The following is a 25,705-nucleotide window of genomic DNA, read 5'->3' on the forward strand; positions in this document are numbered from 1 at the left end:
TGTTGCGTATCATAAAAATTATGCGTGGTTCCGTTCCGCCATTCAATCCACCCGCGGCTTGAACCAACCCATCCTCATTCCTCATTCGTTCTTCTGACGCACCGGGGCAAAAAAATGAGAGATCGGCAAGTGCCGTTCCTGATCGGGATTCTTCAGGTAGGTATACCGCTCAATGCGGTTGGGCCCATCCATTTCATACACCAGCGGAATGCCAGTCGGAATTTGAAGGTCAGGCACTTGCTCCTCGTCAATTTGGTTCAAATAGGTTACCAGCGCACGCAAACTATTGCCATGCGCCACCACCAGCACGTTCTTGTTTTGTTGTACTTCTTTGCAGATCACGTCCTGCCAATACGGCAGCACGCGCTGGAGAGTGTCTTCCAGCGATTCTCCAGCGGGAAGCAGATTCGCCGGCACGTCTTTATAGCGCGCGTCAAACCGCGGGTGCCGCGGATCGCCGACCGACAGTTGCGGCGGCTGGCCCCTAAAAGTTCTCCGCCAGGTAAACACCTTCTCTTTTCCCAGGCGCTCACCCATTTCGGCTTTGTTGAATCCCTGCAGCGCGCCATAATGCCGCTCATTCAGCCGCCAACTGTTGCAGGTCGGCACCCACAACAAGTCCATCGCGTCCAACACCATCCACAGAGTCTGCACGGCGCGCTTCAAGCAAGAGGTAAACGCGCAATCGAAATGGAAATTTAGATCGCGCAGCAGACGACCAGCCTGCCAGGCCTCATCCACACCCCGCCGGGTCAGATCAACATCGGTCCACCCGGTGAAGCGGTTTTCGCGGTTCCAGACGCTCTCCCCATGCCTCAGCAAAACCAGTCGGCTCATCACGATCCTTTCCTCTGCTATGAAAGAAATTGTAACCGAGGTGGAGATGATCTTCAACGTGTTTTCAAAGCCTTTCCCGAGTAGACCCTGATCAGACCTTGCCCAGACCGTTGCTTTTCTATATAATCATATTCATAGAACACTTTCCCTATGAATTGTGAGGAAATCATGCCTGAACTGCCCGAAATTGCCAACCGCACCCGTGAAATCCAGGAAAACCTGATCGGCAAACAAATTGCATCCATAACCATTATCCAGCCCAAATGTCTCAACTGCCCGCCCGAAGAATTTCAAGCCAGCCTCAATGGAGCTGTGATTCAATCCGCACGGTATAAGGGCAAATGGATTTTTGTGGAAACCACCCAGGGCTGGCTGTTGCTCAATATGGGCATGGGCGGGGAAATGATCCTGACCGACCCGCAGCACCTCCCTGAAAAAAACCGCCTCATCTTCCACTTTGCCGACCAAACCTGCCTCTCGGTCAACTTCTGGTGGTTTGGCTATGCTCATTATGTCCCCACCGGTCAGCTAGACCAGCACGAAATGTCCGCGAAATTGGGGCCCAATGTGCTTGACCTCTCCCCCGAAGAGTTCTCCACGCTTCTGAGCAGCAAAAAAGGACAGCTCAAATCCTTCCTGCTCAATCAGTCCAATCTGGCGGGGATTGGCAACGCTTATATCCACGATATCCTCTTCTTTGCCGGTCTGCACCCGCTGCGTCCCATTCCCACTTTAAGCAGTGATGAAATCGCCCGTCTGTACGCCGCCATTCGCAAAGGGTTGACGATGAGCCTGGAAAAAGGCGGCGCCTGGTATGAGCTGAACCTGTACGGCCAAAAAGGCGGCTTCACTCTGGAAGACCTGGTCATCGCTTATAAAGACAACCAGCCCTGCCCTTCCTGTGGAACCCCCATCCAAAAACTGAAAACCGGCAGCACCAGCAGCTTCCTTTGCCCCGCCTGCCAGCCGCTGGACAACCGCTAGCGGTATTCAAACTGTTAACCTCACCTTTTGGCCAGTTACAATCCCCGCCAGGCGGTAGTTCAAAGGGATTCCAATTTGTGAGATCATCATTCTGGCAGAGCAATTCGGGCTGCCTGCCGTTGCATTTCCCACCAAGGCGCCGCTGTAGGCTATAATGGAATGCCCTAATCAACATTACCGGAGGCTCGATTGACTGCCTTATCCTATTATCTCAATTACGACCTTAAGCAGGCCATCACCAAGCACCGTCTGGTGGGGCTGTGGCGGTTAATGCACGGTTTCGAGTGGAAATATGTCGGCGCCACCCTCAGCCTGGGAATCGCCGCGACCGCCAAAACCGTTACCTACCTATTGTTACGCTACTTTGTAGACACCTTCTTCGCCAGCGATACCACCCCGTTTTCTGTGGGCTGGATCGCGGCTGGCTTCCTCGCGCTGGCGCTGGTCGAAGGCAGTTTTACCTTTCTCAGCGGACGCCTGGCAGCCCAAACCGCCGAAAGCGTTGCCCGCCGCCTGCGCAACTATCTTTACGATCACATCCAGCATCTCTCCTTTGCCTACCACGCCGAAACCGACACCGGCGAACTCATCCAGCGCAGCACTTCCGATGTCGACGCCATGCGCCGTTTCTACGCGGACCAGGCCATCGGCGTCGGCCGCATCGTTCTGCTTTTCCTGGTCAACTTCGCCGCCATTTACCTGCTAAACCCGCGCCTGGCATGGTTATCCATTATCGTGGTTCCGCTGGTGGTGGCTGTTTCGCTGTTCTTCTTCAAAAAAGTTTCTGACGCGTACGAAGCCTACCAGGAGCAGGACGCGGTTCTTTCCACCACCTTGCAGGAGAATCTCACCGGTGTGCGTGTGGTGAAAGCGTTTGCCCGTCAGGAATATGAGATCAAGAAATTTGAAGCCGACAACTTGGAAAAATTTTTCCGCGGAAAAAAACTGCTCACCATGCACTCGCTTTTCTGGCCGGTCTCCGATATTCTGTGCGGCCTGCAAATGCTGGGTGGTTTTTACGCTGGCGCGATGATGGCCATCAACAATGAAATCAGTTTCGGAACGTACCTGGCCTATGCCGGCCTGGTAGTCTGGATCATCTTCCCCATGCGCAATCTTGGACGCCTGATCGTGCAAATGTCCACCGGCATGGTCTCGTTCAATCGCATCATGGAGATTATCAAGCAAGACCGCGAACCGCTGGATGATGGCGATTATTCGCCCGCCGGGAAAATTACAGGAAACATCGAATTCAAAGATGTCTGCTTCGAATATGAAAAAGGCAGCGAAGTGCTGCGCGGAATCAATTTTGAATGCCGCGCCGGGCAGTCCATCGCCTTGCTAGGCTCCACCGGCTCCGGCAAGTCTACCCTTGTCAATCTGCTGCCGCGCTTTTACGACTACAACGGCGGGTCGATTCTGTTAGACGGCGTAGAGCTGAACCGCTACCCGCGCCGCTTCCTGCGTCAGCAGATCGGCATCGTAGAGCAAGAACCATTCCTCTTTTCGCGCACCATTCGCGAGAATATCACCTACGGCGTTGGCCGCCAGGTTTCGGAGGAAGAAATCGAAAAAGCCGCACGCGCCGCGGCCATCCATGATGTGATTCTGTCCTTCCCGAAAGGCTACGACACCCTGGTGGGTGAAAAAGGCGTAACCGTCTCTGGCGGTCAAAAACAGCGCATCGCCATCGCCCGCACTCTGCTCAAAGACCCGCGCATTCTCATCCTCGACGACTCAACCAGTTCGGTAGACACCGAGACCGAAGCCGAGATCCGCGAAGCCCTGCAAAACCTGATGCGGAACCGCACCACCTTCATTATTGCGCACCGCATTCAAAGCATTATGAACGCAGACCTGATCCTCGTCCTCGATAAAGGTCAGATCATTCAAAAAGGCACCCATGAGACTCTCGCCACTCAACCCGGCATGTATCGTGATATTTTTGACATTCAAACGCGCATTGACGTGGAATTGGAAAAGGAGGTAAGCAGTGTCGGATAGTTATTTTGACGAAGAGGAATTTGCCACCTCCCAATTCGACGCGCGCACCCTGCGCCGCATTCTCGCGCTCACCCGCCCGCATTGGAAGATGGTGGCTGGCTTTCTGCTGAGTATTGCCGTCGTCGCCACCCTCGACTCTTTCTTCACTTATCTCAGCAAACGCATGATCGATGAAGCCATCGTCCCGGCCAATCCCTCAGCGCTGACCGGCATTCTCAGCATTTATGGCGGGCTCATGCTCGTGCAGGCGCTGGGCGTGTTCGGCTTCATCTATCTGGTTGCTACGGTCGGCGAGCGCATTCGCTATGAGCTGCGCCAGAAACTCTTCAACCATCTCCAGCAGCTTTCGCTGGCCTATTACAGCCGCACACCGGTTGGCTGGATCATGTCCCGCGTAACCTCAGACACTGAGCGCGTGGCCGAGCTGGTTACCTGGGGTTTAATCGACACCACCTGGGCCATCATGAGTATTGGCTCCTCGATGGTGTTTATGCTGGTCATCAACTGGCGGCTGGCGCTGGTTGTTCTTGCCGCTCTGCCCATCCTCGTCTATGTGGCCATTGAGTTTCGCAAACGCATAATTGACCAGTTCCGCAAAGTGCGCAAACTGAACTCCAAAATCACCGGATCGCTCAACGAGAATATCAGCGGCGTGCGCGTGGTCAAAGCCCTGGGGCGCGAAGACGCCAACCTGGAAGAGTTCAGCCATCTCACCGGTAATATGTACAAGGCCGGTTTCCGCGCCGCCTGGTTAAGCGCGCTCTTCCTGCCCACCGTTCAGCTCATCACCGCCGCCGCGCTGGGCGCGATTATTCTCTTCTCGGGCACGCAAATTCGTGTCGGCGGCCTGTCAATAGGCGGCATTCAAGCCTTTGTGTCTTACCTTACCTTCATGATGTGGCCCATTCAAGACCTTGCGCGTGTGTTTGCCGAGATGCAGCACGCCATTGCTTCAGCCGAGCGCATCTTCTCGCTGATCGACTCTACGCCCGATATCAAAGACCAGCCTGGCGCGTTTGACCCCGGCACCATTCAGGGCGATATTGTCTTTGACCACGTCTCCTTTTCTTATGAAGGCGACGACCCCGTGCTTGAGAATTTTGATCTCACCATCCGTCGCGGAGAAACCATCGCATTGGTCGGGCCAACTGGCGGCGGCAAAACCACCACCATTAACCTGTTGTGCCGCTTCTACGAACCCACTGCCGGGCGCATTCTTATCGGCGGGCATGACTATCGTGAATACTCCCTGCAGGCCATCCAGTCGCGTATCGGCGTCGTCTTGCAAACGCCGCACCTCTTCTCAGGCACCATCCGCGAGAATATCCGCTACGGTCGTTTGAACGCCACCTCTGAAGAAGTGGAAGAGGCCGCCCGCCTGGTTGGCGCGCATGAGTTCATCACCCACCTCGACAAAGGTTACGATACCCAGGTGGGCGAAGGCGGCATCATGCTTTCCGTGGGGCAAAAGCAACTCATCAGCCTGGCGCGCGCGGTGCTGGCCAACCCCGAAATTTTCATCATGGACGAGGCCACCAGCTCGGTGGATACCCTCACCGAAGCGCTGATTCAGCAGGGCATGGAGAAAATCATGCGCGGGCGCACCAGCTTTGTCATCGCCCACCGTCTCTCCACCATCAAACGCGCTGACCGCATTCTGGTCATTGAGGGCGGTCAAATCGCTGAAGTAGGCACGCATGCCGAACTGCTGCGCCTGCGCGGCAAGTATTATCACCTGTACACCCGCCAATTCCGCAACCAGATGGAATTGGCCTACAACGCTGGCGCTTCCTAATCAAAATATACCTTACAAAGCCAACATCCCCTCAATCAAGACGAGGGGATGTTTTTGTTTGAACGAACCGCCATGCTTGTGTCATCATTCATAGTGAATGGCTTCCAGCACCGCGATGCGCGCCGCGCGCCGGGCGGGAAGCAGCGCCGCGATTTGGGAAACCACCAGGGCCACCAGCACACCCAACAGCACCCCTTCAAGTGGAAGTGTGTATTCCAGATCATATCCAGACATAGCCATCATCGAAGCCAGAAAAATGCGTGAGAGAATCACGCCCAAGGCCAGACCAATCACACCGCCAATTAACCCCATCAACCCGGCTTCAGCCAGCACCATTTTAATCACCTGCCCGCGCGTCATCCCCACACCGCGCAGCATACCAATCTCCTGTGTTCTCTCCATCACATTCATGGTCAGAGTGTTGACCACACCCAACGCTGCGATCAACAATGCCAGAACAGCCAGAACATCGAACATGCCAAAGGCCTGGTCCATCAAGGTGGTGATGCGCTGCTTAATCAATCGGTTCGATTCAACCGTCAACTTGTAACGATCTCCATACAGACGTTCAATTTGCGATTGAACAGCCGCCGCGTCATACCCCGCTGACACCTTGATCAAATAGGTGTTGGCATCATCCACGCGAAAAATCCGCCGCAGATCATCCCAACTGCCTTCAACCACCAGCCCCTGATTAAAGAAATCGACCACCACCGCCGCGACTTCAAACACACGCAATCCGCTGCGCGTGCGCAGTTCGATCGTATCGCCCACATTAAGGTTGTGTTTTTCGGCCAGCACGCTGGAAATGAAGACCGCCTGGCCTTGAGAAAGCCGTCTCAATGCCGCAGCCGGGTCGACATTCTCTCCGCTAAAGACAAACGAAGTCACCTGAGAATAAGTGGACGGGTCAACCGCCATGAAACTGATTGTTTCTTCATTGCCATCCCTCAGACGCCATTTAACATCGATATAGCGAATGGGGGTCAGAGCCTCCACGCCTTCCACAGCCGAAAGGCGCCGCTCCAGTTCACTGCGCATGGGCAGGGTTGAGGTTACATATAAATCCCCGCCCACATAAGCATTAATCCACTCCTTCAGATCCACACTGAAAGAACCCGTCATGGCGCGCACAATTAAGATCATGGCCACCCCAATCATCAAGGCGGCAACAGTCAACGTCGTCCGCATCCGCGAACGTTGAATATTGCGGCTGCCTAATTCGCCCGAATTTCCATAAATAACCTTCACCAAAGGCCGGGTGTAGCGCTCCCAAAGATCCACACTGGCTGGCAGCATTAAGGTAGCCCCAAAGAAAAGTGAAAAAACGGTCATACTCCCCAGCCTGAATTGGACATCGTAAGGAAATGGGTTGAAGAGCAAAATCACCGCCGAGACCGCCAGCAGAACCACGCCCAGCTTCCAGCCTTCGCGAACCAGGCGGCCTTCTTTCTGGCGGCTGCGGACGCGCAGTGCCTCTAGCGGAGAGATTCGCCCCGCCTGCAAGGCTGGCACAACCGCCGCGATCAGGGTTACAATCACACCCACCCCAATGCTGATCGCCACCCAACCAGCAGGGATATGCATCTGTCCCAAAGACTGTCCCAGCAGCAATTCCATGACCCGCGTCAGTCCAATCGACAGCGCGACACCCAATCCAGCACCCAACAGTGAACCCAAGCCACCCAAAATAGCCGCTTCCCACAACACAATTCTTACAACCTGCCTGGAAGTCATTCCTACGGTGCGCAGCATGCCAAACTCACGCGTGCGTTCTACCACCGTCATGGTGAACGCGTTATAAATTAAAAACGCGCCCACAAACAGGGCAATCCCGCTCAAAAAATTCAAGCCGATCTGGTAATTTTCCAGCATCTGAGACATTCGTTTACCCTGGCTGGCCGGGAAAATTACCTGGAAATCTTTACCCGCGAGCGTCTGCAGGCTGGCCTGCAATTCTTCAAGCGCGCCGGTGCTGGTCACACCTTCATCCACCACCACATCCAAATGACTGATTTTTCCGCTGTTGTTGAACAGCGTTTGCACTGTTCCCAGCGGCATAATCGCGAATGCGCCGTTGTTGAGCTTCCCCGGTCCGCTTTTCTCCATCAGCCCCACCACTTCGATTTTCTCAATGCCATTGGGGGTTACAATCTCTACCTTCTTCCCTGGTGAGATGTTATTTTCCTCAGCGTATGTGTTGACCATCACCATTTCAAACGCATTGAAATCACCTGAAAGGAACTTTCCTGCGATGATTTCGTAATCTCTGGCTAACCTGTCACGGTCAGGGTCAATTCCATACACTAACAGACCGCCCAAATCACTGCCGAAGAAGCTAAAACCAATCTCCTGCCCCGAGTCATGGCTGCCCAGCAAGGTTTGCACCTGCAAAACTGGAAGAAGAGCGGTTATCTCTTGATGATTGGAAAAACGCCTTTCCAAACGATCCGAAAAGACCTTTTCGCCGGATTCGGCGCTCACCAGCATCAGCCTGGCTTTTCCAGAAGTATCCTCAAATAACCTCGTTATCGACGCTAACGCGGTTTGATTGGTGATGGCTATCGCCAGAATGCTGGCAACGCCCAAAATAATTCCCAGCGTGCTTAACAACGTGCGGGCCGGTCGGGCGCGTAAGGATCGGATCGTCAGGAAACGGAATAAACGCATTCTATCCTCCGGGAGGGTTTCCTCATGCGTATGTCATAGCCTCATTCAGCCAATTTCTCCATCTCATCCATCACCATTTTGAGACGGACTGCCAATGGCTCTTGTGGATTGAGATGAATTTGCTGCACAACCAACCCATCGCGTAAGAAAATGACCCGGTCCGCGTAAATTGCCGCCTGCGGATCGTGCGTAACCACAACCATGGTTTGAGAGAATTCATCACAAGATCGTCTTAACAGCTGCATTATCGCCCGCCCGGTTTTCGTATCCAGATTACCTGTCGGTTCGTCTGCCAGCACAAGTTCCGGTGCCGTAATCAACGCGCGGGCAATAGCCACTCGCTGCTGCTCCCCACCCGACAACTGATCCGGTTTATGGTTTTGCCGCTCACTCAAGCCAACCAAATCCAATAGCGTTAGCAGCCGCTCTTCGTACCCGTTGGTGTCTTTGCCGTCAATCAGCAGAGGCAGCAAAATATTCTCGCGCGCGGTCAAGGTGGGCAGCAAGTTAAAAAACTGAAAGACAAAACCAACATGATGCCGGCGCGCCAACGTAGCCGCCTGGTCATTTAATTCTGAAAGACGGTTGCCGGCCAGAATCACTTCCCCCTCCGAGGGCTTATCCAGCCCTCCCAGCAAATGCAGCAGTGTGGATTTTCCGCTGCCGGACGGACCCATGATCGCCACAAATTCACCTTGCTCAACAGCAAAATCCACTCCCGCCAGCGCGTTCACGCTGTGATCACCCAGACGGTACAATTTTCTCACCTGCTGCGCTTGCAAAACTTGTTTCATTCAATACCCTCCACAGCGGATTTTTCGGCACCATTAACTATCATCACTTCCCCAGAATAACCATTGACCAGCAGCCGCGTGCCGTCGGGCAGCAAGGTTACATCAGGGACTGAAACCACACAAGGAATATGGTATTCTCGCGCGATGATCGAACTGTGAGACAGCATGCCGCCCGATTCCGAAACCACCGCCCCGGCTTTGGCAAACAATGGCGTCCAGCTTACATCCGAATATGGGATGACAAGAATTTCGCTTTGCTCAATTTTTGAAAAATCTCGCAAGCCGCGCACCACTTTCGCCGTGCCCTCAAAATATCCTCCCGACGTGCCCACTCCATTCAAAACACATTTCCCCTCCTGGTCTACGGGTGGAATCTCCTCGCCAAATATAATCTGAGGCAGCACCACTTGCTGGGCGTTTTCCATTTCCCGCTTGCGCTGTTCCACCAAGCCTGCCAGGTCGTTTGCACTCGTTTCTCCGGCCACCACCGCGCGAATTTCGGGCAGATAGATATAGAAGATATCATTCACCGCCTGAAGCCACCCGCGGCTTACAAAACGTCTGGCAAGCTCCATGAAGTAAATCCTGAACAGGCCGTATCCGAAAGTGTATCGAAAACTGATTCGCTCGCGAAACAGACGAAAATCTCTTGCGCGGCGATAGATATGGCGCAAAACCCAACGATGCACGCCTTTTAAGGGAATGTTTTCAAACGAAATCTTTTTCTCCAACAAGCCTGGTTCAGGCTCATAGTGCAAGATCAACTTAAACAAGGTGTCGGGGTCTTCACGCCAGGGAATTTGCGAGAAATCGTTCCCCGAATCGCTCAAATGGCCAAAATGTTGAATGAATTTCAGCACATCCTCTCGAAATCCATCCATTTTGTCCATCGCCATGAACTCATCAAAGCTCAAATGCAGAATGGCTTCCCGGTCCTGGTCAGCCATATTCCGAAAGCGCTGGTTCAGCGCCTTCATCCACGGCGCAGGATCAAACTGACCAAGATCCCTTTCTCCATCAACAACCTGCAGATGGTCAAAATCAACGTTTACCTTCTTCAATTCTGATTTCAGGGACCCGTTGTAAAGCATCATCAACAGCGGTCCAACGATATTAAAATAAGCCATCTTCTGGGCGGTATCGAACAACGCGTCGATACCTTTCATTATCTCTCCATCGCTCCATTCACCCCACTTCTCTCGATAATGACGGGCAAATTCTTCTTCCAGCACCGGGAGTTCTTTCAAGATTCGGCGCTCGAATGTCAATTTATCCAACATGAATACCATTAACCGTGGGAGCAGACGCATCATTTTAAGGTTGGGCTTCATTTTCGGAGACTGAAACCCTTCCGGAGCCACACCCATCATCATTTCCAGTGATTCAGGTGGCATCCCCAGGCGTTTGAAAATATCCCCCAGAATACTCATATTGAAATAGGTTCGATAATGGAAAGCCTTGGCCATTTTTTCTGGTGTCAGATCATTTTTTCCCACCAGCTCCGTCATCACCCTCACCCAGGCGCCGTTAACCAGGGGGATATTGATGGACCAGATTAACGGCTTTACCAGGCCTGGCAGCATCTCTTTGGCCAGTTTATTCGAATAAACTGTAACGCCGCTGATCGTGGTAATCTGCCGCATCTGCAGCCAATACAAAGTTTGGCCGTCAGACACCCACTCAAGGTCCACATCCTGGTCAAAGGTTTTCGCAATCTCCCTGGTTCCGCTGACCACTTTATCGATTAACGTCTGCGAGATTTCATCAACAACCGGTTGTTTCAACCAGCAGCCCCATTTCCAAACCCAGCGGTACGGCGTTGTGCCTTCCTGCACCAACTGGTCGCCTCTCCCGCGCACGGCTTCCACTACAACTTCATCCATGCCTGTCATCGGATTTTTGCTGAACGAGACGCCCGAAACAAACGGCGGGACCATTTCCTGAATAATCACCGCCATCAGCAGGCCTTTACGTTGGAAGAATTGGGTCTGAATATAGGTCTGCACCGGCTGAGAGTTAGCTGTGGCCCAAATGGCCCACATCGCTTGCAGAATTTGGTCGGCAGAATCCACATCCAAAACAGTTTTGAACTGACCAGCAAAAGATTGATTGATATCGTCTTCCACATTGGCAGAAGAACGAACCGCGTAACGTTTTCCAGGTTCGCAAATTCCTTCCAGCTCAGTTTTTAATTCCTCAATCACAGAAATGTCATTGGCCTGATAGCGCTCAAAAGCCGACCAGTTGCAAACCCAGGTCTTCGGGATTTGATAACCAGCTTTTTGCAAGGCGTGTAAATTTTTGGCTTTATTGCCAGCCTTCGTATCCAACCGCGCTGAGATTATGGGCGTGATCAATCGCATCTTCTGGCTCATGCGCCCCCCTATTCCAGGCGAATATTCAACTTATCGGCCATTTTTAAGATCCCCCGCCCCATCGGCCAATCTTGCATACTGGTGCGCAGGTCAGATTTTCCATGTTTCTCGAGCCCAGACTTCACCTGCTTGATTTCCGGAATCATTGCCAGCATGAAGATCACATTCACTGCCAGCGCGTAGGCCACCATCAGGGGATCTTGCCAGCGCAGCCACATCCACGGGATCAGCAACCACATGCCTGATAAATAAGCGACCATGAAATCACGCACGACAAATAACCCCAAGGCCATTCCCACCACGGACGAAACAATCGCGCCAATCGGGTCAATCGCCAGCAGCCCACCATAGACGGTAGAATAACCATGCCCGCCCTTGAAGCCGTAATACACCGGCCAGTTATGGCCTACCATCGCCATCACTGCCGCGGCCAGGTGATAGGGCTGTTCAGGAAAAAGCAACCTCAGCGCCAGCGCCGGGACAAAGGCTTTGGACATGTCCAAAATACCGACCAGGCAGCCCGCCTTCTCCCCCAGGCGGTTACCGATGGTGGTCGCGCTGATGCCGGTTAAGGTAAATTCTTCACGGGTAGTAGAAGCAACCACCCTGGAATCTACCCAATTTTCTTCCGGGGCATACTTTTTCGCCGCAATACGAGAAAATGAAATCGCCCCCAATAAATAACTGACAACGCACACGGTACTTAAAACAAAAAGGTTCATGTATTCATTCCTCCCCGCCTGCGTTATTCAATACGTGAACATTCCAGACAACGGTTGGACTCAATGAACCTGATGAAGCAGCAATGAATGGTAATCCGTTTTTTATCTTTACAATATTGTAGGAGAATTCACCAGAAAGGTAAATAGAGGGTATAAAAAAACAGCGCCTTCCGGCGCTGTTCATAGCTTAAGGGGTATGGATACCTAATGCCTCTTCTAGTTCCTTAATTTTGAAATCGATAATAACCTTGCCGTTGATATTGAACGTGGGGGTTACCAGATTGCCGTTGGCCCATTCCCGCACCTGTCGAGACGCCTCACGGCTCTCCATCACATCCACTTCGGTAAATTCGATCTCGTGGCTCTTAAACCAGGTGCGCGCCCGCCGGCAGTCTGGGCACCAGGAATTGCAATACATCACCACCCCGCTGGTGGGCAGTTCCGCAGCGGGCTGCGATGATTTCGGCTTTTGGGCTTCGCGCTGCACGTCTTGCGGAACAATCCGCTCCAATTCAGCGAACAGCACATCATTACTGGGCTGGTCATCAATATCGTGAATATCGATATAGCGGATAAACCCGTTCGCGTCAATAATAAAGATCGCCCGCTCCGAATGGCCTTCTGAGCGTAAAACCCCATACTGCTCAGCCACAGCCCCGTGCGGCCAAAAGTCGCTCAACAATGGGAAATTAATCCCTCCCAGGCTCTCTGCCCAGGCCTGCAGACAGGGAACATGATCAATGCTGATGCCGATCACCTGCACATTCAACGCCTCAAAATCCGCGCGCCGCGCTTCATAGGAGGGAATCTGATTGGTTCATATCGGCGTCCAGGCCATCGGGAAAAACGCCAGAACAACCGTTTTGCCTCGCAGCAGCGAAAGCTGCAGGCTGCTGCCCAGGTGACTGGGCAGGGTAAAATCTGGGGCTTGCTGGCCCAATTTTAGTTTCATATTCACCCCAAGGATATTCTTGATCCAATCTTTTATGAGTGTTTTTGTCATATTCTAATTATAGACGCAATTCGCAAAATGAATAGCTGAAATTTCATTTTTTCAGGTCTTTCCCGCGTGGTTTTGGGTTGGCAATCGCGGCCAGCAGCACGCTCAAAAGATACAGAATGAGCAGCGGCAGCATCAACAGCGCCATATTAATCGGGTCGACAGTGGGGCTGATCACCGCTGCCAGAATGGAAATGACAATCACCGCGATTCGCCAATGCCGGCCTAACATTCCGGCATTAATCAACTTAACCTTCGCCAGCAGAAAGGCAATCAACGGCAGTTGAAAACTGATTCCGATCCAGAAAATCAGATTGGTAACGAACTTCATATAATCCGACAGGCGCGGGACGGTCGCCACATCCATAAAGCTAATCAAGAAATCAATGGAAGGGGGCAGCATAATGAAATAACTAAAAGCCGCTCCGGCCACAAACAAGAGGGAAGCGGTGGGAATGGCTGCAAGTACCCACCTCTTTTCGCCAGGAGTGAGCCCGGGCAAAATGAAAGCCAGTGCTTCGTACAAAAGAATGGGCATGGCCAGTATGATCCCGCTCAACAGAGAGACGCGCATAAACACGCCAATCGTCTCAGTTACCTCAATCGCCTGAAGTTTGTCCAGACCGCCAATCGGCTTCGCCAGCGCCTCCACAATCCGCCCGGCCAAGCTGAAACTGGCCAGCGAGGTTACCGCGAGCGCAACCAGGGATATGAGCAGGCGGCGGCGCAGCTCTGAGATATGGTCCAGTAAGGACATGGTTGCCGGTTCATCTGCCATTGAGAATACACACCTTACTATTCTTCAAATCGTCATTCACACCGATTCTACCAGATATGACCCTCTGCAATGAAAAAACCCGGCCAGGGATCAACCCGCCGGGCAAGTATGCATCACCTGTTCTTTTTATCAATCCACAGCGAAAAACAAAGCACGGATCAGGATATAGATAAAGTAAAGAACCAGTAGATATGTCGCACCCCATTTGCTTAACTTCCCTTTGGAGAACCAGATCACTGCCCAAAGAACTGCTCCTGTAAAAGTCGCGGCAGGTAAGTCCCACAAAATCAAGGGGCGGGGGGCTGCGTATGTCGAGAGTAGCGCCCCACCACCAATTGCAACCAATGGATTGGTAATATTACTGCCAATCAGAGTGCCCAACGATATTCCATGTTCTTTTTTCCCAATTCCTGCTAAAGCTGTTGTAAGCTCTGGAAGCGCAGATGCCACACCTAGCGTTACCACACCAATTAACGAACCACCAATGCCAGTTCGATTAACGATCATCTCCGTAATGTTCAATACATATGTTGCGCTGAAGATCGTGATGATAATCATTCCCAGAGCGACAAGCGTATCAATGAGAACTTCTTTCAAATTTCGAGGAACACTATTCGCAATTTCTTCATCTTGATGAAGATTATCCTCTTTTCGGTAAAATTTCCGTTCATCCATATAAAGAAAATAGTTATATACCATGAATGAAATCAATAAGATAATGCCGTCAAGCCGGGAAAAATTTCCATTGAGCGCTAAAAAAATACAGAGAACATTTGTCAGTATCATGGGGATCATACTTTTCCAAAGGAAATACCTCCGAAAAGTTAACCCACCAGCGATAAAAACCACCAACCCAAGGATGAAGGTTTGCTGCACAACATCCGAGCCAATATTCGCGCCCAGCACAATCGCTGAGCCCACCTCATAGTCCAGCGTTCCCCGCAAGATATTGGTGGACGCCGTCAGGTGAGCGGTGATTTCTGGAATGCTGGTTGCCAAGGAGACAACCGTCATCCCCATAAAAGTTGAAGACAGGTGGAAAAACGACGCGATTCCAATGAGCTTTTTTACCGCCACATTCGCTGTAACAACCAGCAGAACCAGGGCACCCAGCCCAAGGAACGATACAACCCAAATATTCTGTTCCATAATCATATCCCTCCTGTATAACCAGACGATATCGACGATGTGTGGAAGGGATATCGCGGGTTACACAAAAACCGACCGCAAGAACCGGTCTTTGCACAATCCTACGCTAATGCATTACTCATCAACTCAAGAAGTATACAAATAATGGTGATTTCTGGTCAATATTCTGAGAGATATTTTCAGGGCGATTTAACATTCCGTTAACACACTTGGGCTGGCGGCCATCAAGAGAAGCCAAACGCCGGTTTTGCGATTCAGTAGTAAAATTGGCAGGATATTTACAAATTCAGGAAACAATCCCGCTCACCCTTGGAGGAATTATGTTGCGCTCGCGGCTCATTTTTAGTCTTTTTCTGCTCGTCCTTTTATCGCTCTCACTCACCTCTTGCGGCATCTTAAGCACCCCCATGCCCACCCCCGATATCACCGCGGTGGTTGAAAGCGCGCGCCACACCATGGTCGCCGAAATTACCCTCACCGCGCTGTTGAATCCGTCTTCAACGCCAACCCCGCAGCCCACCTACACACCATACCCCACCTACACACCCATCCCACCCACCGAAACCCCGGTAGGAGACACACCCACGCCTGAGCCCACCGCCACACAAAAGATCATTGGCGATTACGCCCAGCCGGTCTACACCTCTACCTACCCCGAAAACCGCCGCGAATATTTTGCCAACGAATTATTCAACATCGCCTGGGGATTGAAAAACATTGGCACCACCACCTGGAACACAGGCTACGCGCTCATCTACACTGGCGGCGACAAGTTCACGAACGTTGACCGCATTCCCTTGGACCGCATTGTAGCCCCCGGAGAAAAAGGAGAATTTAACCTGGGCGCTTTTGGCTCTGAAGACATTCGTACCCACACCACTTACTGGGCGCTGGTCAATGACAAAGGACAACTAGTACCCGGCGGGGCGGTTTCCTTCTCATACACTGGAAAATAACGCACTTTTTAATGAAAGCCTTCAACGGCAGCCCGCGCGGCTGCCGTTTTTATATTGTGCGGCTCCGAAAAGGGTGTATAGTAAAAAAAGAGGGGAATGAATTCCGCTGACAACATCTCTCACGGAACGGAAAAAACAGCCAGTAGCTGCTCAACAGGAGGGAATCCATGTCTGTGCAACTTTCGGACCAGCAGAAAATTGAATTTGCTGAGGCCTTTCTTAACCGCTTTCTGGAACACGGCTTGGGTGAGATGACCAAACGCGAGACCGAAATTCTCGTCTTCAACCTGCTTTTCTACCGCGCCAATCTATTCGAGGGCCAGGATAATTACAATATCGCCAACTTCTTCAAAATCACCGAGCGCAAGGTTAAAAGTTATATGACCGATGCCTTTCTCAAGTACGAAACCCCCAGCCACCAGGCCGCCCTGCTAAAAATTGCCAACATGCTTTTTTATTATCATTCCACCCGCCCGCAATTCATAGACGAAAAACGCGAATACATCCAGCTCAGCCTTGAAGACCCCATCTTGCAGCGCGAATTTGAACACGCCGCCAAAAACCTGGGGCACTATGTTGATTACAGCTTTAACAGTGAGCTGCTGCGCATCAAATCTACCGCCTTCCTGGAGGTCTTCACCCATGAATTTCCGGGCGTGGAAAAACAATTCCTGGATACCGTCAAAACAAACACGGAAGACGAAGAAGAACAGCAAAAGCTTCTCAACCAATCAATACCCATCAGCCAGCGGATTGAATCGTTCCTGGCCAAGCACGAATTTAAGATCAAGCTCCTCCTCGACATACTCTCCCCGCTCAAGCTGCCGGTGATGTAAAAATTCGCGCTTGACCTTCCTTTCCGCTGACCGGTCTTATTAAAAAAACACCCACTTTCATTCTCTGGAAAATGGGTGATTCTGTTTAGTTAAATAAAATGAGTGGCGAGGGTGGGAGTCGAACCCACGACCAAGGGCTTATGAGTCCCCTGCTCTGGCCACTGAGCTACCTCGCCGCTCCGGATTGGGCAAGCGCAATAATACTACGCTCTCCATTTTTTGTCAACAAAATCCTGCTGTAAATTTACGCATCGAACCCCAACCCGCGCTCCTTCAGCGACACAAACCGCCCGTGCCCAATCACCAGGTGATCCAGCACTTTGATATCCAGCAGCTTGCCAGCCTGAACCGCCGCGCGGGTCAGTTGAATGTCCTCCGGGCTGGGGCCGGGGTCGCCGCTGGGATGGTTGTGCACCAAGATCACCGCCGCCGCGTTGCGCTGAATCGCCGCCTTGAAAAGCTCGCCCACCCGCACCGTGGACGAGTTTAAAGAACCTTTATAAATCCGGTCGGTGTGCACCACCCGGTTGCGCGTATCAAGGTGCAGCACCCACAGATTCTCCTGCAACAGCGCCGACATTTCAAACATCACCAGGTCAGCCGCGTCTTGCGGGCTGTGAATCGCCGGCCTGTCATCTCCGGTAAAAGCCTGCAAGCGCCGCCCCAGTTCAATCGCCGCCTTAATCTGGGCCGCCTTGGCCGGCCCCACCCCTTTTTGCTGGCAAACTTCATCAAAAGAAGCCTGGTGAATTCCGCTCAGACCCTTCAAATCGCGCAGCAGGCGCCCCCCCAACTGCACCGCATTCTCGCCGGGAATGCCCACCCGCAGCAAAATTGCCAGAAGTTCTGCGTTGCTTAAGGCCTGCGCGCCCACCTCTGCCAGGCGCTCGCACGGCCGGTCGTTACTTTCCAAATCGGTAATGCGGTATCCGATGCTCCCATTGTCTTTTGGCATTTTTTTATCCTCATCGTGTGATGCACTCCAGATACTATATCCGAGGAACCAAAATCAGACAACATTCTTCCCCAAAAAACCGCTTTACCAGGCCGCCCGCCGGGCATGGAATAAATTCATCCATGCTATAATTTCTTCATTGGGAGAACTCCAGCTATGAAAATGGATCCGGCCTTCTTCAGCAATTTTTTACTCGTCGCCTCGGCTTTTGCCGCCGCCTTCGCCGCCGCATTGTGGCTCAGCCTCATCATTTGGACCTTTCGAGATATTCGCCGCCGCTCCCGAGACCCCTTACTGCGCGTACTGGCAGCCCTGGTCGTAGCGGTATTATTCCTGCCCGGCATTATCATCTACCTCATTTTGCGGCCCCCACTCACCCTTGATGAAGAGTACCAGCAAGCCCTGGAGGAAGAAGCCTTGCTGCAATCCATTGAAGACCAGGCGCTGTGCCCTGGCTGCTCGCGTAAAGTGCAAAGTGACTGGGTGGCCTGTCCCAACTGCCACACCCGGCTGAAAAAAGCCTGCCACAACTGTGGCAAGGCGATTGAACTCGCCTGGAACATTTGCCCTTACTGTGGCACCTCCGTGCCTGGCGCGCGGCAAGGTGAAGACCTGCTCGCCCCATCCAGTGACTACCTGTCGAACCCGCCTTCGTCGATCTAATCATCGCCTTTGTTTGAAACCACATGATCAAGTCGCTTGAATCACCATCACCCGTAGACTATGTACTACTCGGGCACATCACCCAGGATATCACCCCCAAGGGGATGATTTTGGGGGGCACTGCCACATACGCCGGCCTCACGGCCAGGGCGCTGGGGCTGCGGGTTGGTGTGGTTACCGCCATCTCAACCAGCGTTGACCTCAGCGCGCTGCACGGGTTGTCCATATCCAACCTGCCCACAAAGGTTTCCACCGTCTTTGAAAATGTGCAAACCCCCTCCGGGCGCGCGCAAACCCTTCACAGCCAGGCCGCCATCATCCACCCCCAACACGTCCCGCCCGCCTGGCGAACCGCGCCCATCATCCATTTTGGCCCGGTAGCCCAGGAGATTGATCCCCAGATCTTTGACCTGTTCCCGCGTTCTTTCATCGGGCTGACCCCACAGGGATGGCTGCGCGCGTGGCAAGAGGACGGCGCCGTGTTTTACCAGCCCCATCCGCAGATTCAATCCATCTACCGGCGCTCGTCCTGCGTCATCATCAGCATCGAAGATGTGCAGCGAGACGAAAGCGCCATCGAAGAGATTCACGGCCTCACCTCTGTTTTGGTCGTCACCGAAGCGAATGCCGGCTGCCGCGTCTACTGGAATGGAGACGTGCGCCGCTTTCGCGCCCCGGTGGTTAACGAAGTTGATGCAACGGGTGCCGGCGATATTTTCGCGGCGGCCTTCTTTTTCCGTATGGCAACAACCCGCGACCCCTGGATCGCCGCTGAATTTGCCACCAAAATCGCCGCCCGCTCCGTTACTCGCCGGCTGCTCAACAGCCCGCCCACTCCACAAGAAGTCCAGGAAAGCCTGATAGAAATCATAGGAAACGCATAAAAGATGGCCAAAATTTACACCCTTGTCAATCAAAAAGGCGGCGTTGGAAAAACGACCTCTGCCATTAATCTGGGAGCCTACCTGGGTTATTACGGTCAAAAAGTGTTGCTTATCGACCTGGACCCACAGTCTAATGCGACTTCTTCTTTGGGTATCGATAAAAACACGGTGCGCACCGGCACCTACGAAGTGCTGCTCGGTTCCGCGCCAATCTCACCGCACATCCTGCACAATCCGCGCCTGAAGATTTCACTTCTACCCTCCTCTCCCGCGCTGGCTGGAGCCGAGGTGGAGTTGGCTGACCTGGATCATCAGGAAAAACGCCTGTCCACAGCCATTGAGCCAGTCCTCAGCCGCTATGATTACATTCTGATCGACTGCCCTCCATCCCTCAGCATGCTCACGATCAACGGTCTGGTGGCGGCCAAAGACGGAGTTTTGATACCGGTTCAATGTGAGTACCTTGCCCTGGAAGGGCTCGGCATGCTCACGCAAACCCTCGACCGCGTGCGATCTTCCTTCTCCATGAATTTACCCGTTCGCGGCGTTCTGCTGACCATGTTTGATGGCCGCACGCGCCTGGCCCTGGACGTTGTAACCGAAGTGAAAAAATATTTCCCCGATCAGGTCTTTCAGACGGTTATTCCGCGCAGCATTCGGGTGGCCGAAGCGCCATCGTATGGCCAGCCTTTATCCACCTACGCGCCCGAATCCAGCGCCGCGAAAGCGTATGCAAACCTGGCCCGTGAGGTATTGGGGCAGGATGGAATCATGATCCCTGAAGGGATGGAATAAAGGTGGCAAACATGGCTCGCAAAGGTGGCTTAGGTAAAGGCTTAGACGCGCTCATTCCCTCCCAACCGGTAGAAGGTCAAACGCCAACCCAGGGCATGGCGGTATCGATTGCCAAAATTGTTCCCAACCCACGGCAGCCGCGCCAGGTTTTGCGCGAAGAAGACCTGCAAGACCTCGCCGCTTCGATCAAAGAGCACGGAATCATCCAGCCGTTAATCGTCTCATACGACGCCGCAGCTGATACTTACATCCTCATTGCCGGAGAGCGTCGCTTGAAAGCGGCTGCGATGGCCGGCCTGACAGCCGTCCCTGTGGTTATTCGCCAGGTAAATGACCAGCAGCAGTTGGAGTTGGCTCTCATCGAAAACATTCAGCGCGCCGACCTTTCTCCATTAGAAACCGCGGAGGCCTACCAGCATCTGCACAATGATTTTGGCCTTTCTCACGAAGAGATCGCCGTGCGGGTGGGCAAAAGCCGCGTGGCCGTCACTAACACTTTGCGCCTGCTCAAGCTTCCCGAATCAATCCTGAAAGCGCTTACCTTGGGAGAAATCTCCGAAGGTCACGCCCGTGCTTTGCTGGCGCTCACATCCAGCCAGGCCCAGGTGGCAGCCCTGCAAACCATCCTCAACCAAAAACTCACCGTTCGCCAGACCGAAGAGCTGGTCCAAAAATTGAGCGGCGAGAAACCCGCCGCCCTGCCGCGCAAGCCCATTGCTCCTGAAATTAAAGCGCTTGAAGAAAAACTGCGCGACCAGTTAGGCACCCGCGTAACCATGCGCCACGGCAAAAAAGGCGGCACGCTTACCCTCCACTACTACTCTACGGAAGAGCTGGATACGCTCCTGTCGATTTTATTAAAGGAGTAACCCTTTGCAGATCTTTCATAACGCCAAACTGTATCCAACAGCCGACCCTGCCTCGCGTCAGTCCGCGATTGCGATTGAAAATGGGCGCGTGGTGGCGCTGGGCAGCGACCCCGACGTGCTCAATCTGGCGCGCCCCGGCTGCCAGATCGTCAATCTGGCAAAAAAAACCATACTTCCCGGTCTGACAGACAGTCACATTCACCTCTCGCTGTACGCCCAGAGCCTGGCAAAAGTCAATTGCGAGGTCGCTTCCCGACAGGCCTGTCTTGATCTCATTGCCCAAAAAGCACACGATCTGAAGCCCGGCGAATGGATTTTGGGGCATGGTTGGAATCAGAACGTTTGGCCGGAAGGCTTTGGCACGGCCGCCGATCTGGACGCCGTCGCTCCCAATCATCCCGTTTACCTCACCGACAAAGCCATCCATTCTGCCTGGGCCAACACCACGGCCATCCGCCTGGCTGGCATAACCAGCCAAACACCCGACCCTTCTGGCGGCATCATACAGCGCGCGGAAAACGGTGAGCCGAAAGGCATCTTCTTCGAATCAGCCATGTTGATGATCGAGCGAGCCATCCCTGCGTTTTCAGCGGAGGCGCTGGCCGGTCTGCTTGACCAGGCCCAGCAAACCTTGTGGCCAATGGGGATCACCGCAGCGCACGATTTTGATGACCTGCTTTGCTTCGCCGCGCTCCAGTTGCTTCATCTGAACGGCCAGTTAAAGCTGCGCGTTACCAAGGGCATCCCCGAAGACGCCCTCAACACCGCCATCGACATGCGGCTGCAAACCGGCTTTGGGCATGGCATGCTGCGCGTTGGCTCATTAAAGCTCTTTGCCGATGGCGCGTTAGGCCCGCATACCGCGGCCATGCTAGAGCCCTACTCCGATGATCCAGGCAATACTGGTGTGCTGCTCGGTGACAGCCAGCACTTCTATCCGATCTTTGAAAAAGCGGTCAAGAACCACATCTCTATCGCCGTTCACGCCATTGGAGACCGTGCCAACCGGGAAATTTTGGATTCCTACGCGCGCTTGAGAGATTATGAAGCGCAAAACCATCTGCCGCGCCGCGCTCATCGCATTGAGCATGTCCAAACGATTCAACCGCAAGACCAGGTTCGACTGCAGGCGCTGGGAATCACCGCTTCCATGCAGCCCCTGCACGCCACATCGGATATGTTCACCGCCGATCGCTATTGGGGCAGCCGCGCTGCCAACGCTTATGTCTTTAAAAACTTATTAGACTTGGGCGCACAGTTGATCTTTGGTTCAGACGCGCCAGTAGAAACACCCAATCCCTTCGTCGGCCTGCACGCTGCCGTCACGCGCCGCCGCGCAGACGGCAACCCCGGCTCCCAGGGCTGGCATCCTTCCCAACGGCTGACGGTGGCGCAAGCGCTGCACGCCTATACGTCCGCTCCCGCCCAGGTGTATGGGCGGCAAACAGAACAAGGCAGCCTGCTTCCCGGGTGTTTTGCCGATCTGATCCTTCTGGACCAAGACCCATTCGAGATGCAGCCCGATGATTTGCATTTTTTGAAGCCCTCTGGCACAATGGTTGAAGGAGAGTGGGTATGGCAAAAGTAGCCTCAACTGACAATCACGAAAACCCAGTCCTTCCGGTTCGCACCCTTACACCAGAAATCCTCGTCCCACGTTTGGGAGACTACCTGGTGGAACGGGGTATTCTCTCTCAACAGGCCCTAAAAGACGCTTTAATTAAACAAAGCCAGCTCACATCGCCAAACCAGCCCCCCCCCTTGCTAGGGAATATTCTCATTGATTTGGGCTACATCGACCGCGCTACACTTGACGAAATCATTACCGAACAAATTTTACAGCTGCGCTCCGCCCTGCAGGCTGCCAATCAGAGCCTGGAGAGGCGCGTACAGGAACGCACTGCCGAACTGGAAATGGCCTTAAAGAAGGTGTCCGAGCTCAGCCAACTGAAATCCAACTTCATTGCCAATATCTCGCACGAGCTGCGCACCCCGCTGACTCATATCATTGGATATATTGAGCTGCTCATCTCGCGTGATCTCGGTCCCATGACCGAAGACCAAGAGCAGGCGACCTTTATCATGAAAAGATCGTCTGAGCGGCTCAAACACCTGATTGAAGACCTGATCCTCTTTTCGAACACCGAAGGCGGCCAGGTTCACCTGGAAATTGAAACTTTCAGCATCAATTTACTTTTTGAAGAACTGCGCCGCCAGATTCTGGCCAAAAGGCGTGACACCTCCATGGAAATAGAAGTCAATTGTCCAGAAGACCTGCAGCCGGTGCGCGCAGACCAAGAAAAAATCTTATGGGTGTTATTGCAGTTGGTGGATAACGCCATTAAATTTAACAAGCCGGGGGGAAAAGTCACCATTGCCGCGGAAAATGACGGATCCTTTGTGCGTTTATCCGTCACGGATACCGGCATTGGAATCCCCCCCGACAAATTGGAAGAGATCTTTGAGCCTTTCCACCAGCTTGATAGTTCCTCGACTCGCAAAGCGGGTGGCACCGGCCTGGGGCTAAACCTTGCCCGAAAAATTGTTGAAGCACACGGCTCCATTCTATCAGTCTATTCGGAACCCGGTGAGGGCAGCCGCTTTGAATTCACCATTATCTCCTCAAGACCATTTTCAAACCACTATCCGGCTGATTAAACCAAAGCCGTGAAACGCCGCATTGGCGGGTATGGATCGAAAAAAAATGACAAGCCAGGATATCGGCCCACAAGTAGAGCATCTGTATGCCATCAACCAGATGGTTATCAGCGCGTCCGGCTGGAAGCCAGCGTTGGAGGAAATCTCACGCATGGCGCGGTCTTTCTTTATCTTTGATAATCTGGTTGTCTACAAAACAGATTATCAAACCCAAAACATGGAAGTGATTTTTGCCCGGGCGATGGGTCGCGGAAAGCGGGCCGAAGCCGACATCTCTTGGGGCGAGGAAATCGCGAACAACATCCTTCGCGAAGGGAAGATTATCTGCACTGAACCACAAGATACCGAACAAAAGGACCGCCTCGCCCTGCCGTTCATTTTGGGCATTCCCCTGAAAGTCTCCGGGCAACTGATCGGCGCGCTGATCATAATTCGCTTTGGCGGGCCGCCCTTCAACCAGGATGGCATCCAACTCGCAAGATTTATTGCCAACCAAATCGCCCTGCTGATCGAGCGGGATGAGTTATCCAAACGCTATTCACAGTTAGCCGAAAGAGATCGCCAGAACCAGCTGAAAGATGATTTTATTTCCACCATCACCCATGAACTGCGCAACCCGCTTGGCTTCATCAAAGGCTACACCACCACCCTCCTGCGGTCAGACACCACCTGGGACCAACAAACTCAAAACGAATTTCTCCAAATTATCGACACCGAAACCGACCACTTGCAGGAACTGATTGATAATATTCTCGACTCAGCCCGCCTTCAGTCCGGGCAGATGAAAATGAATTTTCAATACGTCCGCCTGGATGCCCTGGCCAATGACATCATTCTTCGCGCGAAGATGAATTTTCCGGAAATGAAAATTCGGACAAGACTTCCAAAAAAGTTAGAGCCGATCATTGGAGATTCTCGGCGGCTTTCTCAGGTCATTGAGAATATCATCTCCAACGCCGCCAAATACGCCCCTGATTCTGAAGTTATCATTTCGATCCACCAGACGGCAGATAAGACTCGCATTTCTATCACCGATTTTGGGCCGGGTATTCCCCCTGAACTTCTTCCGCGAATCTTTGACCGCTTTTTCCGCAACCCCGACCAATCGCCCACCATTCGGGGTTCTGGGCTGGGATTATTCATTTGTAAATTGATCATCCATGCCCACGCGGGTGAAATTTTAGTAAAATCCAAGGTAGGCGAAGGAACCGAATTCCAAATATTGCTGCCTCACCATTCGCCAGAAGCAATGGGATTAGGCTGACCAACAGGGAGGGTATGATGACCTTAATACTGGCTGTAGATGATGAAACCCTATACCAGCATCTGTTAACGGTAAACCTGGAAAAGGAAGGCTATGAAGTCATCACAGCCGGAGATGGAGAGCAGGCCGTAGAAATCGTTGCCAATCGCAATCCAGACCTGGTAGTGATGGACGTGATGATGCCCAAGCTGGACGGCATCTCGGCCTGCGAGCGCATTCGCCAGTTTTCCAATGTGCCGATCATCATCCTGACGGCTCGCGGAGAAGAACAAGACCGCGTAACCGGGTTGAACGCAGGTGCGGATGATTATGTCGTCAAGCCCTTTTCGGCCACCGAGCTCATCGCCCGCGTGCGGGCCGTCTTACGCCGCGCGCACAGCACTGAGCAAATTACCCAAAACCGCTATTTTGTTCACGGCAATTTGAAAATTGACTTCGCGCGCGCCGAAGTGTGGAAAGACAACAAACCCATCTTTCTTTCGGCCACCGAGTACCGCCTGCTGATCCAGTTTGCCCAGCACATTGGCGAAGTGCTTTCCTCAGAAGACTTGCTCGTCGCCATTTGGGGACCCCAGTACCGCGAAGATAAAGAAATTCTATGGGTCAGCATTGCCCGCCTACGCCAAAAACTGGAAGACGAGCCGCATAATCCGCAACATATCGTCACGCGCCCTGGCTTGGGCTACATCATGCCAGCCGAATAACCATAACAGAGGA

The 25,705-nt window shown here is 52.9% G+C and carries 22 protein-coding genes and 1 tRNA gene; 13 read left to right on the forward strand and 10 right to left on the reverse strand.

Annotation, left to right across the window (positions count from 1 at the left end; translation table 11 throughout):
• Positions 1-81: 81 nt before the first annotated feature.
• A complete protein-coding gene (gpmA, locus tag ADN00_RS11850) occupies positions 82-837 on the reverse strand; it encodes a 2,3-diphosphoglycerate-dependent phosphoglycerate mutase (RefSeq protein ID WP_075063205.1) in 756 nt (251 codons plus the stop codon).
• A 168-nt stretch (positions 838-1,005) separates the two neighbouring features.
• Between gpmA and ADN00_RS11855 the strand changes: the two genes are divergently transcribed.
• The 3 genes from ADN00_RS11855 to ADN00_RS11865 all read left to right on the forward strand — a co-directional run bounded on the left by ADN00_RS11855 (position 1,006) and on the right by ADN00_RS11865 (position 5,620).
• Positions 1,006-1,821 carry an Fpg/Nei family DNA glycosylase gene (locus ADN00_RS11855; protein WP_075063206.1) on the forward strand — a complete coding sequence of 272 codons (816 nt, stop codon included), beginning with the start codon at positions 1,006-1,008 and terminating at the stop codon, positions 1,819-1,821.
• Between the two features lie 189 nt (positions 1,822-2,010).
• Entirely contained in the window at positions 2,011-3,825 is a 1,815-nt protein-coding gene (locus ADN00_RS11860) for an ABC transporter ATP-binding protein (RefSeq protein ID WP_236691511.1), read from the forward strand.
• A complete protein-coding gene (locus tag ADN00_RS11865; protein ID WP_075063207.1) occupies positions 3,815-5,620 on the forward strand; it encodes an ABC transporter ATP-binding protein in 1,806 nt (601 codons plus the stop codon). Before ADN00_RS11860 ends, ADN00_RS11865 begins: the two co-directional genes overlap by 11 nt.
• An 84-nt stretch (positions 5,621-5,704) precedes the next feature.
• On the opposite strand, the gene ADN00_RS11870 is transcribed toward ADN00_RS11865, so the two are convergent.
• The 7 genes from ADN00_RS11870 to ADN00_RS11905 form a co-directional block, all read right to left on the reverse strand.
• Positions 5,705-8,290 (reverse strand): ABC transporter permease, encoded by a 2,586-nt coding sequence (locus tag ADN00_RS11870; RefSeq protein ID WP_075063208.1) that lies wholly within the window; start codon positions 8,288-8,290, stop codon positions 5,705-5,707.
• Between the two features lie 41 nt (positions 8,291-8,331).
• The gene (locus ADN00_RS11875; protein ID WP_075063209.1) at positions 8,332-9,084 is read right to left on the reverse strand and encodes an ABC transporter ATP-binding protein; all 753 of its coding nucleotides are present in this window, start codon (positions 9,082-9,084) and stop codon (positions 8,332-8,334) included.
• The gene (locus tag ADN00_RS11880) at positions 9,081-11,459 is read right to left on the reverse strand and encodes a PEP/pyruvate-binding domain-containing protein (protein WP_075063210.1); all 2,379 of its coding nucleotides are present in this window, start codon (positions 11,457-11,459) and stop codon (positions 9,081-9,083) included. Before ADN00_RS11880 ends, ADN00_RS11875 begins: the two co-directional genes overlap by 4 nt.
• A gap of 8 nt (positions 11,460-11,467) precedes the next feature.
• The gene (locus ADN00_RS11885; protein ID WP_075063211.1) at positions 11,468-12,181 is read right to left on the reverse strand and encodes a glycerol-3-phosphate acyltransferase; all 714 of its coding nucleotides are present in this window, start codon (positions 12,179-12,181) and stop codon (positions 11,468-11,470) included.
• Positions 12,182-12,368: 187 nt separating this feature from the next.
• Complete coding sequence (locus ADN00_RS20155) at positions 12,369-13,184, reverse strand: redoxin domain-containing protein (protein WP_330218350.1); 816 nt, start codon at positions 13,182-13,184, stop codon at positions 12,369-12,371.
• Positions 13,185-13,227: 43 nt separating this feature from the next.
• On the reverse strand, positions 13,228-13,959 hold the full coding sequence (gene tatC / locus ADN00_RS11900) for a twin-arginine translocase subunit TatC (protein ID WP_075063214.1): 732 nt from the start codon (positions 13,957-13,959) through the stop codon (positions 13,228-13,230).
• A 129-nt stretch (positions 13,960-14,088) separates the two neighbouring features.
• Positions 14,089-15,108, reverse strand: a complete 1,020-nt coding sequence (locus ADN00_RS11905) for a sodium:calcium antiporter (RefSeq protein WP_160317521.1) — start codon at positions 15,106-15,108, stop codon at positions 14,089-14,091.
• A 320-nt stretch (positions 15,109-15,428) separates the two neighbouring features.
• Between ADN00_RS11905 and ADN00_RS11910 the strand changes: the two genes are divergently transcribed.
• Positions 15,429-16,064 (forward strand): NBR1-Ig-like domain-containing protein, encoded by a 636-nt coding sequence (locus tag ADN00_RS11910; RefSeq protein ID WP_075063215.1) that lies wholly within the window; start codon positions 15,429-15,431, stop codon positions 16,062-16,064.
• A 167-nt stretch (positions 16,065-16,231) separates the two neighbouring features.
• On the forward strand, positions 16,232-16,900 hold the full coding sequence (locus ADN00_RS11915) for a hypothetical protein (protein WP_075063216.1): 669 nt from the start codon (positions 16,232-16,234) through the stop codon (positions 16,898-16,900).
• Between the two features lie 103 nt (positions 16,901-17,003).
• Here ADN00_RS11915 and ADN00_RS11920 read toward each other — a convergent pair.
• Both ADN00_RS11920 and radC read right to left on the reverse strand, forming a co-directional pair.
• Positions 17,004-17,076 (reverse strand) — tRNA-Met (locus ADN00_RS11920).
• A gap of 68 nt (positions 17,077-17,144) precedes the next feature.
• Entirely contained in the window at positions 17,145-17,855 is a 711-nt protein-coding gene (gene radC / locus ADN00_RS11925; protein WP_075063217.1) for a RadC family protein, read from the reverse strand.
• Positions 17,856-18,011: 156 nt separating this feature from the next.
• Between radC and ADN00_RS11930 the strand changes: the two genes are divergently transcribed.
• The 8 genes from ADN00_RS11930 to ADN00_RS11965 are packed head-to-tail and all read left to right on the forward strand — an operon-like array spanning position 18,012 to position 25,692.
• On the forward strand, positions 18,012-18,518 hold the full coding sequence (locus ADN00_RS11930; protein WP_075063218.1) for a zinc ribbon domain-containing protein: 507 nt from the start codon (positions 18,012-18,014) through the stop codon (positions 18,516-18,518).
• 23 nt (positions 18,519-18,541) lie between these two features.
• Positions 18,542-19,402 (forward strand): PfkB family carbohydrate kinase, encoded by an 861-nt coding sequence (locus ADN00_RS11935; protein ID WP_082390102.1) that lies wholly within the window; start codon positions 18,542-18,544, stop codon positions 19,400-19,402.
• 3 nt (positions 19,403-19,405) lie between these two features.
• Complete coding sequence (locus ADN00_RS11940; RefSeq protein ID WP_075063220.1) at positions 19,406-20,197, forward strand: ParA family protein; 792 nt, start codon at positions 19,406-19,408, stop codon at positions 20,195-20,197.
• Between the two features lie 11 nt (positions 20,198-20,208).
• A complete protein-coding gene (locus ADN00_RS11945; protein ID WP_075063221.1) occupies positions 20,209-21,066 on the forward strand; it encodes a ParB/RepB/Spo0J family partition protein in 858 nt (285 codons plus the stop codon).
• Positions 21,067-21,070: 4 nt separating this feature from the next.
• Positions 21,071-22,654, forward strand: coding sequence for an amidohydrolase (locus ADN00_RS11950; RefSeq protein ID WP_075063222.1), 1,584 nt, complete (start codon positions 21,071-21,073; stop codon positions 22,652-22,654).
• Positions 22,642-23,724 carry a sensor histidine kinase gene (locus ADN00_RS11955; RefSeq protein ID WP_075063223.1) on the forward strand — a complete coding sequence of 361 codons (1,083 nt, stop codon included), beginning with the start codon at positions 22,642-22,644 and terminating at the stop codon, positions 23,722-23,724. The genes ADN00_RS11950 and ADN00_RS11955 overlap by 13 nt, the downstream gene beginning before the upstream one ends.
• A 46-nt stretch (positions 23,725-23,770) precedes the next feature.
• On the forward strand, positions 23,771-24,988 hold the full coding sequence (locus tag ADN00_RS11960; protein ID WP_160317522.1) for a GAF domain-containing sensor histidine kinase: 1,218 nt from the start codon (positions 23,771-23,773) through the stop codon (positions 24,986-24,988).
• A 17-nt stretch (positions 24,989-25,005) separates the two neighbouring features.
• Complete coding sequence (locus ADN00_RS11965) at positions 25,006-25,692, forward strand: response regulator transcription factor (RefSeq protein ID WP_236691512.1); 687 nt, start codon at positions 25,006-25,008, stop codon at positions 25,690-25,692.
• Positions 25,693-25,705: the final 13 nt, after the last annotated feature.

Origin of the sequence: Ornatilinea apprima (assembly GCF_001306115.1) — a bacterium.
GTDB classification, from domain to species: Bacteria; Chloroflexota; Anaerolineae; order Anaerolineales; family Anaerolineaceae; genus Ornatilinea; species Ornatilinea apprima.